This is a genomic window from Methylobacterium sp. J-076 (genome assembly GCF_022829405.1).
Taxonomy (GTDB): Bacteria; Pseudomonadota; Alphaproteobacteria; order Rhizobiales; family Beijerinckiaceae; genus Methylobacterium.
This window is the reverse complement of sequence record NZ_JAKSXW010000144.1, coordinates 54,642-68,387: the sequence shown is the minus strand read 5'-3', so window position 1 is coordinate 68,387 and position 13,746 is coordinate 54,642. Positions and strand designations below refer to the sequence as shown.

The following is a 13,746-nucleotide window of genomic DNA, read 5'->3' as shown; positions in this document are numbered from 1 at the left end:
CACCACCATCGTGCGGAACTTCAGGCAGCCGAACGGCGTCCCGCCCCGGCCGAGGCGGTTGTGGCGGAAGATCGGCGACTTGCGGTCCCCCATCCACACCGCCGCGCCGACGAGCAGCAGCAACGGCAGCAGAAGCAGCAGCGCGGCCCCCGCCACCGTGACGTCGATCCCGCGCTTGGCCATCCAGCCGAGGCGCCGGTCGAGGCCCGTCCCGACGGCGCGTGAGCTCCCTCCGAGGGTGTCTGCGAATGGCTCGAGCATATGCTGCGCTGCGAGGGCGGGCGTGACGGTCGGCTGTCCCTTCGGACGCAGCATGCTCACAGCTCCTCATGCATGGGGGGGCTAAGTCGGTTAAATGTTTCTTAATGCGCTGTCCCTAACAAATAGCGAGCCATCGCACAAGCTCTACCTTAGGGCGGTGAGCAGTTCGGGCAGGGTCATACTTGCAACCTTGCAGGATATAACTGACCCATCGCCAGAATATAATTTTTTATGACTTGAAATAGTGCAGCGGCATCCAGCGTTTGTTGAAAGGTTTTTCGATCCTGAACCTGTCCCGGGACTCATAGACATGCTGATGCTGTTGCTGATCGGGACCTTTCTCGGTGGATGTATCGGTCTCGAACTCGGGATAATATACGGTTGGTTGTGGGGCGCCCTCACTGCGCAACTAGGAGCCACCATCGGCGCCCTCGTCGCCGCAACACTCTGCAGCCTTCGGTAAAAAATACCTGTTGCTGCGACGCAACAATTAGAGTGAGCGCCGACAGCGGCCGGATCTGCTGCATTCGAAGCAGGATTTGAAGCGGCCGGAGGCACAGCGACGCCCAAGTTGGCATCCCGGCGAAGCATTGGCGGTCGGCAATGCGTGGTCGGCTCAGTCCGCCTCACCATCGCCGTCGACAGAGCTTTGCGAAGGCGGCCGGCGTGTCCCTCGGGACGGCGGTCTATTGCCGCTCGGGCCCGGCGATTCCAGGGCGAATGCTCCACGGCATGCGGCCGCGATCGGTGGGCGCTGCACCATGGGCGACGTCGCCCGCCGGCAAAGACTGCGCAGCTCATGCTTGCAGCACGGGGCTGTGACGCCCGGCACGCGGGTATTTCGCGTTATCCTGCAGGTTGGCCCGCCGGGGAGGGATTTGGCCCCGGCGGGGGCGTCCTCGGCGGCGGCGGCGGACTCGGCGAACCGCCCCGCCGCGTGCCCGCCCCGCCGGGATCCGCTCCGGCCAACGGGCCGTCGATGGGGATCCCGGCCGTGGCGGTGACCGGGGGGAAGGGCGGCGCCGGGACCCGGTCCGCCGCCCTCACTGACGTCAGAAGGCGTAGCGCACGCCTCCGCGGACGGCCTGGATCGTGTCGGTGGAGGCGAGTTCCGCGTCGTAGGCGACGAAGCCCTGCAGCCGCGGGGCGAACTCCACGCCGACACCCGCCGTGACGAGGGCGCGGTCCCGGTCGAGGCGGCGCCCGGTCACGGGGAACGGCACGGTCGGGGCGAGGGTGAAGCTCGCGCTGATCGTCCGGTTCACGTCGGCGAAGTCGTGGACGTAGGCGGCCTTCACCCACAGCGAGACGGGCGTGCCCGCCACGGCGGTGGCCGTCTCCAGCCGGCCGCCCACCAGGGTGCGGGCGGACAGGAAGTCCTTGCCCGCGACGGTCAGGTCGAACGGGCCGCCCCCGGTCTCCCGGACGCGGTCCTGGCTGAAGGTGTTCACCTGATAGCCGACGAGGGGGACGACCTGCGTCGCGGTGGCGACGGGGATCCGGTAGCCGAGCTCCCCCGCGGCGATGAACTGGTCCCCGCCGACATCGCCCTGGGCGCCGCCGGGCTGGACCTGCGGCAGGCCGATCGCCCGGTTCACCCGGCCCTCGGCGCGGGCATAGCCCAGGGCGCCGTTGGCGTAGAACGCCCCGTCCGTGTAGCCGCCGTAGACGCCCACCTGGGCGTTGTCGGTGTGGGCCCGCTCGCCCGTGCGCCGGAGCGCCACGTCGACCGAGCCGTAGCCCACCGCGACGCCGACCACCGTGTTCACGCTCGGGTGCATGTCGATGCCCGCCGCCATCCCGGCGACGGTCTCGCTGCGGCCCGCCGCGTTGGCGGTGGAATCGACGTGGCCGAACTGGCCGTAGCCGGTGGCCCACACGCCGTAGCCGCGGCTCACCTCCACGAAGCGCGGCTCGGGGGCCGGCCGGTGTCCGGGCAGGTCGGCGGCGTAGACCGCCGGGGGCAGGACGAAGCCGGTCGCCCCCGTCTCGCCGCCGGCGGCGTAGGCGCGGGCCATCAGCTGGTTGCCGAAGGCGCGGCCCGAGCGCAGTTCGGGGTCGGCCAGCGACGCGTAGCCCTGGCCGGCGACCCGGTCGAGGAATGCGGCGTTCTGCGCGTCGCCCCGGTTGTCGAGGAGGGTGAGGGCGGCCGTGTCGCCGGCCAGCACCGCATCGACCCCGCGGGCCACGGCGAGGGCGTTGCCGGTGCGGGCGACGAGGGCGAAGCTCTGCTGGGCGAGGGTGACCGTCGTGGCGCCGCCATCGCTCGTCACCGCCGCGCCGAGGAGCGTCGGGAGGCCCGTGGTCGAGACGGCGGTGAAGGCCCCGGTCGTGGAGCCCGCCGAGACGATCCGGTAGGCGGTGCCCGGCGCGTAGGTGCCGGCGGCCGCGCTCAGCACGAGGGCGCCGTCCAGTTGCGCGGCGCCGGTCACCGCGAGCTGCGCGTTGGCGTTCGGCGCCACCGCGACGCGCAGGGTGCCCCCCGGCCCCTGGGTGTAGGGGCCGGCCACGGTGAGGGTGCCGTAGGGCGAGGTGGCGCTGCCCGGCGCCACCGTGCCGGCATTCGCCACCGCGCCGACGACGGTGCCGGTGCCCGCGAGCGCCGCGCCGGAGGCGACCTGCGTCGCGGCGGTGAGGGCCGCGTTCACCGTCAGGGTGCCGCCGGCCACCGTGGCACCGCCGGAGAAGGACTGCGTCGTGCCCGAGGCCAGGGTCCAGGCGCCGTCGGTCTCGGTGAGGGTGGTGAAGCCCGTCACGTTGCTCGCGAGCGTCCCCGTGCCGGTGAGGGTGAGGGCGTTCCGGCCCCGCCCCGTGGCGGTGATCGGCCCGCCGACGACCGATCCCGTCCCGAGGGTCACGCTGTTGCGGCTCGCCGCGACGTCCGCGAAGGTGATGGCCCCGGTGATTTGGCCGGTGTTGGTGAGGGTGTGGTTGCCCATCCCGTAGCTGAGATTGCCGTCGATCAGGCCGGCATTCACCGTGGTGGAGTTGCGCCGGTTGGCGGTGGTGGCGTTCTGCGGGTCCGCGTCGGTGAAGCGCACGTCGCCGGTGATCGTGCCGGTGTTCGTCAGGAACGCGGTGCCGGCCCCGTAGACGACGATGGCCTGCGCCCCCGAGGATGCGCCGATCGTGCCCGCGTTGGTGATCGTGTAGCGCTGCGCCCGGCCCTGGATCGCCCGGGCGTTCGTGCCCGTGGCGGCGATGCGCCCGCCCGCCTGGTTGGTGACGGTGAGGGCGGCGACGTCGTCGTCGGAATCGACGGCGGCCACGGCGGCGGTCCCGGTCGTCCCCGCCGCGCGGGTGGCCGAGAGGGTGCCCACGTTGGTGATGCTCATGGAGGCGATGTTCTCGCCCGCATAGACCCCCCGCGAGACGCCGATGCCGTTCTCCGTGACGGCGATGGTGCCGGTGTTCACGACGGCGACGTTGGCGAAGTCCGCCCCCGTCGAATTCGCGATGACGCCGTAGACGCGGTTGGCGCTGGTGTTCGCACGGCCCGCCGCGCCGGTCCCGGTGATCGTGCCGGCGTTGACGAGGGTGGTGTTCGAGCCGGACAGGTTCACCGTCTTGGTCAGGGCGGTGTCGTTGGTCAGCTGCGCCCCGGAGCCGGTGACCTGGATCAGGCCGCCGACGCTCTGCCGGGAGCCGGCCGCGAGGGTCAGGTTGCCGCCCGCCACCGTCAGGTTGCCGGAGAGGGCGACCGCCGCGTTCGGCCCGAGGGTCCAGGCGCTGCCCGCGCCGGTCTGGGTGAGGCTGGTGAAGCCCGAAAGGGTGCCGGCGAAGGTGCCGGTCCCGGACAGGGTCAGGGTGTTGGTGCCGAGCCCCCGCGCCGCGATGGCGCCGCCCACCGAGGAGCCGGTGCCGAGGGTGACGGTGTTCACCGTGGCGGCGACATCGAGGAACGTGATGCCGCCGCGGATCGTGCCGGTGTTGGTGATCGTCTGGTTGCCGCCGCCGAAGGCGAGGTTGCCGTTGATCGTGCCGGCATTGGTCAGGGTGCCGCTGCGGCGCAGGTTCACCGCGGTCGCGGCGGTCTGGAGGTCCTGGTCGGTGTTGCGGACATCGCCGTTGATGACGCCCGTGGCCGTGTTGGTGATCACCGTGGCGTAGGCGCGGGGCGTCGTCGCGTCGCCGGCATTGCCGGCATTGAGGGCGAAGGTCGCGATGGCGGCCTCGCCCGCCGTCGTGTTGCCGATCACCCCGCTGTTGGTGATCTCGTACTGCGCGGCCCGGCCGCTCAGGGCGCGGCTGTTGGCCCCGCCCGCGGTGATGCGGCCGGTGGTGCCGTTGTTCACCACGAGCCGGTCGGTGTCGTCGTCGGAATCGACCGCCGCCACGGCGCTCGTGCTCGCGGTGGCGGTGCTGCCGCGCGTCGCGGCGATCAGGCCGCTGTTGTTGATCGTGAACAGCGTGGTGTTCTCGCCCGAATAGATGCCGCGGGCGATGCCGTTGCCGTTCTGCGTCAGCGAGATCGTCCCGCTGTTGTTGACCGCCGTGCTCGCATACTGGCTTCCGTTCGGCGCGCTGGAATAGGCGCCGTAGATCCGCGTCGTGGCGTTGCCGGCGGGGGCGGTGAGGGTGATCGTGCCGCTGTTGGTCAGGGTCGAACGGTCGCCTGCGAGGTTCACCCCGAAATTGTCGCGGTTCAGCGGCGCGGTGTTGGCGATCGTGCCGGCATTGGTGACGGTGCTCGACCCGTTCACCCGGACGTTGGTGAAGCTCGGGTTGGTGCCCGCACTGGTCTGCGCGGCGGCGACGGTCGCATCGGGGGTGATGGCGACGGTGAGGCCGGTCACGCCGGTGGGCGCGATGAAGGCCGCCGAGGTCCCCGTGCAGGTCACCGTCTGGCCCGATGCGGGCGTCGCGGGGGCACAGGCCGCATGGGCCCCCGAGAGGAAGGCAGCCCAGGCCGGAACCCCGGCAAGGAGCGAGCGGCGCAATCCGCCGATGCCTGAACTGATCAAGATCCGTCTCCCCCCGATTGAACACTTCGGCCGCTTATGGCGCGGCGGCACATCCTTGTGTGCAATCGAGTGCTAAATCGCCCCCGGGGAAACGGTCAAACTCTCGTTGTAATTCCGGACGATGGTGGAAGATCGGGTTTATCGATGTTGCAATAGAGCAACTTAGGGCTGTCTCGGTGCCGAAGTACCGGGTTAATACTGGGAACTTCCGGCAGTGCCGCGGTCACGAATCGGCAAGGGAGGGCGGGATGTTCCGGCAAGGTGGTCCCGGCCGCGAAACCGGGTCTCCCGCGGGGCGGGGACGCCCCGTCTCCAGCATCGCGACGGCGGTTCCCCCCGGCCCGGAGGCGGTTCGGCCTCAAGGCATCCTGCGTCCCGCGGCGGGTGCCCCCCGCCGGCGGCGACCCCGCCCGCCGGACCGGCCGGCGCGGGGGCCGCTCGGCGTCGCCCGGGGCGGCGTCAGAGGTGCGGATCGTCCGCCGCCCGCAGCCTGCCCGCCGCGATGGCGGCCCGGAAGGCCTCGTAGTCCTCGGCGTTCCGGTCCCCATAGGCCGCGGACCAGTCGGCCAGCGCCTCCCGCAGGTCGGCGCGGCCATCGTGACCGCAATAGCCCGCGATCGCCGCCGCATCCCCCGTCCGGGCATGGGCCTTGGCCAGCAGGGCACCGTAGGCATGGGAGAAGTACAGGAGGGACCGGCCGGTCATGCGCGAGACCGGGATCTCGCCCTTCATGTTCTTCATCTGCCGCACGTAGAACGGCCGGTCCTCGATCGTCGTCCACCCGAGCAGCGGGTCGCCCACCGCCTGGAGGAGGCGTTGCCCGTAGATCACGCGCTCGCCCTCGTGGCTCGCGTAGGGTTCGGGCATGCCGCGCAGGTAGGGGGCGTGGGCCGGCCGCACCGCCTCCTTCACCTGGAGGAAGAGGGCATCCTGGTCCGAGTTGCCGCAGAGCAGCGCCACGTAGGCCCGGGTTCCCACGCTGCCGACGCCGACGACGCGGTGGGCCACATCGACCACGTGGTAGCGGCTGAGCATGAAGCGCCGTTCGCGCGGCAACGTCTCGGCGTAGCGCTCCAGGCCGGTGGTGACGGCCTCGCGCGTCGCCTCGTCGATGCGGACGAGGATCGGCGGCTCCTCGCGGAAGCGCCAGCCGCCGTCGGTGCGCCGCTCGCCCACCCGGTCGAGCAGGCTCTTGTTGTTCTTGCGCCGCGCCTTCTCGACGGCCTTGTCCACGACGGCCTGCGAGCGTCCGTCGATCTCGATGCCGGCGAAGGTGAGATCGTCGGCCCGCGACGCCCGCTGCCAGACGTCGAGCGACCCGCGCGGGGCGAGGTCGTCCATCGTGTGCTGGTAGCCCGCCACGGCGCTCAGCGTCGCCTCCCGGCGCTCGGAGGGGGGGACGCCGGCGTCCCGGGCCGCCACCTCGATGCTGGCGCACAGACGCTTCAGGTCCCATTCCCACGGGCCGACCGTGACCTCGTCGAAGTCGTTGAGGTCGAGCACCACGTCGCCCTGCGGCGAGCCGAACAGCCCGAAGTTGGAGATGTGCGCGTCCCCGTTCATCACCACGTCGATCGCGCTGCGCGGCCCCTGGGCGAGGTCCCAGGCCATGACCTGGGCCGCGCCGCGCAGGAAGGCGAACGGCGAGGAGGCCATGCGGGCGACCCGCAACGGGATCAGATGCGATTGCCGGCCCTCGTGGGCCGTCTCGATGAGCGCCACCGGGTCGGGGCGGGCGGCGGCGCCTCCGAGCGTGGCGTGGGCGGCATGGGGCAGCTCCAGGCGCAGGGTCTTGCCGGCGGCACGGCGCTTGTCCCAGGGCTCCACCCCCGAGCGCAGGTCGATGCGCGGGAAATCCGCCAGCGGCGCCAGCACGGCCTCCTCGGCGGCCTCGACCCGCGCGTCCGGCCGATCATCGTCCAGGGGTGGGGTGTCCATGGGTTGCGCTGACCGTTCCATCGCCCTGATCCGTTCGTTCCAGACCAAGCTAACGGCCCGATCAGGGATTAAAAGCGCCCGAACGCCGTGGACTTAAACGCACACCCTCCACCGCGGGTTGGCCGCTTGCGCGCCCCCGGGCGCGGGGTGGCCCCGTCCGGCGTCGCTTCCGCCGAGGCGTGTCCGTGTGGCGACCGAGGATCGATCGCCGCGAATCGTCCGGATGGATGGGCCGACCTACTCGTGACATGGGCGGGCGCTACCTACCGCAGCGTTCCACCGCCTCCCGCGAGCCGGCCACGGGCCCGCTCAGGCCTGCCGGCCCCTCGACGGCGGTCCCACATCGTCCTCCACCCGCAACAGGAGAGTCTCGCCATGGAATACCTGCACACGATGGTGCGCGTCGCCGACCTCGACCAGGCGCTGGCGTTCTACGTCGACACGTTCGGCCTCAAGGAGGTCCGCCGGATCGAGAACGAGAAGGGCCGGTTCACCCTGGTCTTCCTGGCCGCCCCGGGGGACGTGGCCCGGGCCGAGGCGTCGAAGTCGCCCCTCGTCGAGCTGACCTACAACTGGGACCCGGAGACCTATTCCGGCGGGCGCAACTTCGGGCACCTCGCCTATCAGGTCGATGACATCTACGCCTTCTGCGCGAAGCTGAAGCAGGCGGGCGTCACCATCAACCGGCCGCCGCGGGACGGGCGCATGGCCTTCGTGAAGTCGCCGGACGGCATCTCCATCGAGATCCTGCAGAAGGGCGACGCCAAGGCGCCCCAGGAGCCGTGGACCTCCATGGAGAACACCGGCACCTGGTGAGGCCCCGCGCCCGGCCCCTCCCCGGGCCCTTGACCGCGGGGGCGGCGAGGGCCCATGTCGCCCCCGGATCAGCCGGCCGGGCGGCCGCTCCGGGTTTCGGCCCGGGGAGGAAAGTCCGGGCTCCATGGAGAGACGGTGCCGGATAACGTCCGGCGGGGGCGACCCCAGGGACAGTGCCACAGAGAGCAGACCGCCCCGGATCCGTCCGGGGTCAGGGTGAAAGGGTGCGGTAAGAGCGCACCGCGGACGCGGCAACGCGGACGGCACGGCAAACCCCACCGGGAGCAAAACCGAATAGGGGCGGCGCGCCCCTCGCGAGAGGGGCAGGCCCGCTCTCCAGGTCAGTCGCCCGGGTTGGTTGCTCGAGGCGGTCGGCGACGACCGTCCCAGAGGAATGGCTGCCACGCCGGAGGGTGCGAGCCCTTCGGCCCTACAGAACCCGGCTTACAGGCCGGCTGATCCGCCTTTCTCCGAATTTCCCAGTCCCCGCAGCGCCTTGCCCCCTGGGGCGGGGGGTTCGGCCGCGGCCGGAAACTGCGGAAAAACTCACCAACGGTTAACCTTGCCGGGTTCTACATCGGAGCGTGGCGCACGCGCTTTGCGCGCGTTGACGACCTTCCGAGGCCCATGATACCCGGCATCCTCCCGTCAGCGGCGACTATCGGATCGCCGGGCGTCACCTGCGGACCCGCAGGGCGCGTCCGTCCGCGGGCGCTCGCGCCCAGCGCCTCCGTCGCCGCTCCCGCCACACGCGCCGCCTCCGCGCGGTCCGGACCAGGGCGAGATGAGAGTGACCGCACGCCTTCACGCCGCCGCGCCCGCCAGGGGGCGGGCCGCACCCGCCGCCGGCCTTCCCCGCCGCGGGGGTCCGGCATGAGGACCCCGATCCGCGCCGCCGCCGCCCCCGCGTCGGCACCGCATGTGCCGGTGCTGCTGGCCGAGGTGCTCGACGCCCTGAACCCCGGGGGCGAGGGCATCGCCATCGACGGGACCTTCGGCGCCGGGGGCTACACCCGGGCGCTGCTCGCCGCCGACCCCGCCCTGCGCGTGCTCGCCATCGACCGCGACCCGCGGGCCATCGCCGGCGGGCAGGCCCTCGTGGCCGAGGCGCAGGGGCGCCTCGCCCTGGTGCCGGGGCGCTTCGGCGACCTCGACACCCTGGCCGCCGACGCGGGCGAGGGGCCGGTGCGGGGCGTCGTCCTCGACATCGGCGTGTCCTCGATGCAGCTCGACACCCCCGAGCGCGGCTTCTCCTTCCGCCACGACGGCCCCCTCGACATGCGGATGGGCGCCGACGGCCCGAGCGCGGCCGACCTCGTCAACGAGGCGGACGAGGCCGAGCTCGCCGACATCATCTACCATTACGGCGAGGAGCGCCGGTCGCGGGCCGTGGCGCGGGCGATCCACGAGGCCCGGCGGCGCGGGCGGATCGAGGGCACGGCGCAGCTGGCCGAGATCGTCGCGGGGGTGGTCCGGGCCGAGCCCGGCAGCCACATCCACCCCGCGACGCGGACCTTCCAGGGGCTGCGGATCGCCGTGAACGACGAACTCGGCGAACTCGTCCGGGCGCTGCACGCGGCCGAGCGGGTGCTGGCGCCGGGCGGGCGACTCGCCGTCGTCACCTTCCACTCGCTGGAAGACCGCATCGTCAAACAGTTCTTCGCCGCCCGCAGCGGGCGCGCCGCCCACGGCTCCCGGCACCTGCCGGCCCAGGCCGAGGCGGCGACGCGCAGCCTGACGCCCGTCACCAAGGGCCCCGTCCTGCCGGGCGAGGCCGAGCTGGCGCGCAACCCCCGGTCGCGTTCGGCCAAGCTTCGCGCCGTCGCGCGCACCGATTCCCCGGTTCCGGCACCGCTCTCGGCCATCGAGACGCTGGCGAGCCTGCCGGAGAAGATCCGCGGAGGCGCGCGCCGATGATCCGCCTGCTCAACCTGTTGGCCATCGCCGGGCTCGTCGCCTCGGCGGTCTACGCCTACTCGATCAAGTACGACACGCTCTATCAGGCGGGTCAGGTCTCCAAGGTCCAGATCGCCCTGCACAAGGAGCGGCAGGCGATCGCCGTGCTCCGCGCCGAGTGGCAGCTGCTGACCCGGCCCGACCGCCTGCAGGCGGCGGTGGAGAAGCACCTCGCCCTGGAGCCGATCGGCGTCGCCCACCTCGGCCGGATCGCCGACCTCCCGGCCCGGCCGGAGCGCGGCGACGAGATCGGCCGCCTGCTCGCCGCGACGGCGACGCCCAAGGAGAAGGGCACGCCCGAGCCGCGCACCACGGGCGCGATCAGCCGCACCGTGACCACGACCCGTACCCCGACCGCCGCGAGGTAGTTCCGTGTCCGACGTGCAGGATCTTTCGGAGCGCCGGGAGCCGGTCTTCGGCATGCCCGGCGACCAGGGCGCCGCCGCCGGCCCCGCGCCGGAACCCGTCGCGCCCCCCGTGCCGGAGGCCGACGCCGCGCGCCTGATGCAGGCGGTGGAGGAGGTGCTGGCGCCGCGGGTCACGCCCCTGCGCCGGCTGCTCGCCAACATGTTCCGCCTCGCCATCGAGCGCTCGCATGTCCGCGTCGCCCTGGTCGGCCTCGTCTTCCTCGGCGTGTTCGGCACGATCTCCACGCGGCTCCTGACCATGGCGATCTTCGGCGAGCCGCCGAGCCAGGAGCACCGGGCCGCCGCCACCTCCTCGACCGCCTTCCGCCCCGACATCGTGGACCGCAACGGCGAGATCCTGGCGACCGACATCCGCACGGTCTCGGTCTTCGCCGAGCCCGGCAACATCTACGACAAGGACGAGGCGGTGGAGCTGCTCACCGCCGTCCTGCCCTCGCTGAACGCCTCGGAGCTGCGCGCCAAGCTCTCCTCCCGCAAGGACCGCAAGGGCGCGGGCTTCGTGTGGGTGAAGCGCGAGCTGACCCCGAAGCAGCAGGCCGAGGTGCATCGCCTCGGCATCCCCGGCATCGGCTTCCTGCCGGACCACAAGCGCGTCTACCCGAACGGCACCGCCGCCGCCCACATCCTGGGGGCGACGAACCTCGACGGCGTCGGCATCGCCGGCATGGAGAAGTACATCGACTCCACCGGCCTCCAGGCGCTCAACAGCTTCGGCCTCGTGAGCAAGCAGGCGGACCTCAAGCCGATCCAGCTCTCCCTCGACCTGCGGGCGCAGTTCGCCGTGCGCGACGAGCTCGCCAAGGGCATCGAGCACTTCAAGGCCAAGGCCGGCGCGGCGATGATCCTCGACGTGAAGACCGGCGAGGTGATCGCCCTGGTCTCGATGCCGGACTTCGACCCGAACGACCCCAAGGACGCCCTGGCGCCCGACCGGATCAACCGCATGAACGTCGGCGTCTACGAGATGGGCTCGACCTTCAAGGCGATGACCCTGGCGATGGCCCTCGAATCCGGCAAGTACAACGTCAACTCCACGTTCGACACCCGCGGCGGCGTGCTCAACTGGGGCCGGCAGAAGATCCACGAGTACCACGGCACCAACCGCGTCATCACCATGCCGGAGGTGTTCACGCACTCCTCCAACATCGGCTCGGCCAAGATGGCGCTCGGCGTCGGCGTGCCCGGCCACAAGGCTTTCCTGAAGAAGATGGGCCTCACCGACCGGCTGCGCACCGAATTGCCGGAGAGCGCGGCCCCGATCGTCCCGTCGCGGTGGAGCGAGATCAACACCATCACGATCGCCTTCGGCCACGGCATCGCGGTGGCGCCCCTCCAGGCGGCGATGGCGGTGGGCGCCATCGTCAACGGCGGCAAGCTCATCACCCCGACCTTCCTCAAGTCCGACGAGGATTCGGTGAAGTCGCGCTCGACCCCGGTGCTCTCGGCCCAAACCTCCGAGGCGATGCGCTACATCATGCGCCTCAACGCCAACGAGGGCTCGGCCAAGAAGGCGTCGGTGCCGCTCTACTTCGTCGGCGGCAAGACCGGCACGGCCGAGAAGGTGATCGGCGGGCGCTACAACAAGAACCGGCTGTTCACGACCTTCATGGCGGCCTCGCCGATGAACGACCCGAAATACCTGTTCGTCACCATCATGGACGAGCCGCAGGGCCTTCCGGAATCGGGGGGCTACGCCACCGCCGCCTGGAACTCCGGCGTCGTCACCGGCAAGGTCATCGAGCGCGTCGCCCCGATCCTCGGCCTGCCGCCGCAATTCGAGGCGCCGGTGCGGCCGTTCCCGCAGATGGTGAGGCTCAACGCCTACCACGTGAACCAGCTGGGCGGCCCGTGACCCGCCTCGGCACCCTCTTCCCCGAGGCCGAGGGCCCCGCCGCCGATGAGCCCGTCGCCGGGCTGACCGCCGACAGCCGGCGCGTCGTGCCGGGGGGCGTGTTCGTGGCGGTGCCGGGCACCAAGGCCGACGGGCGCCTCTTCGCCGCCATGGCGGCGGCGGCGGGCGCGCTGGCCGTCGCGGGGGAGGGGGAGCGCCCCGCCGACCTGCCCGGGACGACCGCCTGGATCGCCGTCCCCGAGGCCCGCCGGGCCCTGGCGCTGGCCGCCGCCCGCCTCGCCGGGCGCCAGCCGGAGACGGTGCTCGCCGTCACCGGCACCGCCGGCAAGAGCTCGGTGGCCGATTTCGTCCGCCAGATCTTGTCGCGGATGGGCCGCGACTCCGCGAGCCTCGGCACGGTCGGCATCGTCACCAACCGCGGGGCGCAATACGGCTCGCTCACCACGCCCGATCCGGTCACCCTGCACGAGACCCTGGCCCGCCTCGCCGACGAGGGCATCACCGAACTCGCCATGGAGGCCTCGTCCCACGGGATCGCGCAGCGGCGCCTCGACGGGGTGCGGCTGACGGCGGCGGGCTTCACCAACCTCGGCCGCGACCACCTCGATTACCACGCGAGCATCGAGGACTATCTCGCTGCGAAGCTGCGCCTTTTCACCGATCTGCTGCCGGCCGGCTGCCCGGCCGTGGTCAACGCGGACGGGGCCTTCTCGGACCGGGTGATCGCCGTGGCCGAGGCCGCCGGGCGGCCGGTGCGCACCACCGGCCGGGCCGGGCGCGAGATCCGCCTCGTGGATGCCCGCACCGAGGGCTTCGCCCAGGCGCTGACCCTGGAGGCCGGCGGGCGGACCTATCGGGTGAGCCTGCCCCTCGTCGGCGGCTTCCAGGTGGAGAACGCCCTCGTGGCGGCGGGGCTCGCCCTCGCGGCCCCGGCGGGCGCCGCCGACCCGGACGGGGTCTTCGCCGCCCTCGACCACCTCACCGGCGTCCCCGGCCGGATGGAGCGGATCGGCATCGCCCGGGGCGGTCTCTGCCTCGTGGACTACGCCCACAAGCCGGAGGCCCTGGAGCAGGTGCTCACCGCGCTCCGGCCCTTCGCGACGGGCCGGCTCGCCGTGGTGTTCGGCTGCGGCGGCGACCGCGACCGGGGCAAGCGCCCGCTGATGGGGGCCATCGCCCAGCGCCTCGCGGACACGGTGATCGTCACCGACGACAACCCCCGCACCGAGGAGCCCGCCGCCATCCGCCGGGCGATCCTCGACGCGGCGCCGGACGCCCGGGAGATCGGCGACCGGGAGGCGGCGATCCGCACCGCCGTCGGCCTGCTCGGGCCGGGCGACGTGCTCGTCGTCGCCGGCAAGGGTCACGAAACCGGCCAGATCGTGGGTGATCGGGTGCTCCCGTTCTCGGACCACGATGTCCTTCGCGCCGCGATCGCCGAGGTAGGGGCGTGATGACCGTCCGCTCTCCGCGCCAGACCGTGCCCATCCCTTCTCCCCGCCCGCGGGCAGAGGGGACCATCGTCACCTCC

Annotated in this window: 8 protein-coding genes and 1 other RNA gene; 6 read left to right on the top strand and 3 right to left on the bottom strand. The window is 72.1% G+C overall.

Annotation, left to right across the window (positions count from 1 at the left end; genetic code table 11):
* The 3 genes from MKK53_RS20935 to MKK53_RS20925 all read right to left on the bottom strand — a co-directional run.
* Positions 1–315 (bottom strand): sugar transferase (locus MKK53_RS20935; protein WP_243930699.1); only part of this gene is annotated, 315 nt, incomplete at its 3' end.
* A 998-nt stretch (positions 316–1,313) separates the two neighbouring features.
* Positions 1,314–5,225 (bottom strand): autotransporter domain-containing protein, encoded by a 3,912-nt coding sequence (locus MKK53_RS20930; protein ID WP_243930698.1) that lies wholly within the window; start codon positions 5,223–5,225, stop codon positions 1,314–1,316.
* Positions 5,226–5,684: 459 nt separating this feature from the next.
* Positions 5,685–7,163: a DUF2252 domain-containing protein gene (locus MKK53_RS20925; protein ID WP_243930697.1), complete on the bottom strand. Its 1,479-nt coding sequence runs from the start codon at positions 7,161–7,163 to the stop codon at positions 5,685–5,687.
* A 375-nt stretch (positions 7,164–7,538) separates the two neighbouring features.
* On the opposite strand from MKK53_RS20925, the gene MKK53_RS20920 reads away from it, so the two are divergent.
* The 6 genes from MKK53_RS20920 (at position 7,539) to MKK53_RS20895 (ending at position 13,669) form a co-directional block, all read left to right on the top strand.
* Entirely contained in the window at positions 7,539–7,979 is a 441-nt protein-coding gene (locus MKK53_RS20920) for a VOC family protein (protein ID WP_243930696.1), read from the top strand.
* A gap of 68 nt (positions 7,980–8,047) precedes the next feature.
* Positions 8,048–8,442, top strand: an RNA gene (gene rnpB, locus MKK53_RS20915) — RNase P RNA component class A.
* A gap of 410 nt (positions 8,443–8,852) precedes the next feature.
* On the top strand, positions 8,853–9,896 hold the full coding sequence (gene rsmH / locus MKK53_RS20910) for a 16S rRNA (cytosine(1402)-N(4))-methyltransferase RsmH (protein ID WP_243930695.1): 1,044 nt from the start codon (positions 8,853–8,855) through the stop codon (positions 9,894–9,896).
* Entirely contained in the window at positions 9,893–10,303 is a 411-nt protein-coding gene (locus tag MKK53_RS20905; protein ID WP_243930694.1) for a hypothetical protein, read from the top strand. Before rsmH ends, MKK53_RS20905 begins: the two co-directional genes overlap by 4 nt.
* A 136-nt stretch (positions 10,304–10,439) precedes the next feature.
* On the top strand, positions 10,440–12,215 hold the full coding sequence (locus tag MKK53_RS20900) for a peptidoglycan D,D-transpeptidase FtsI family protein (protein ID WP_243930700.1): 1,776 nt from the start codon (positions 10,440–10,442) through the stop codon (positions 12,213–12,215).
* The gene (locus MKK53_RS20895) at positions 12,212–13,669 is read left to right on the top strand and encodes a UDP-N-acetylmuramoyl-L-alanyl-D-glutamate--2,6-diaminopimelate ligase (protein WP_243930693.1); all 1,458 of its coding nucleotides are present in this window, start codon (positions 12,212–12,214) and stop codon (positions 13,667–13,669) included. The genes MKK53_RS20900 and MKK53_RS20895 overlap by 4 nt, the downstream gene beginning before the upstream one ends.
* The last annotated feature ends 77 nt before the right edge of the window (positions 13,670–13,746 follow it).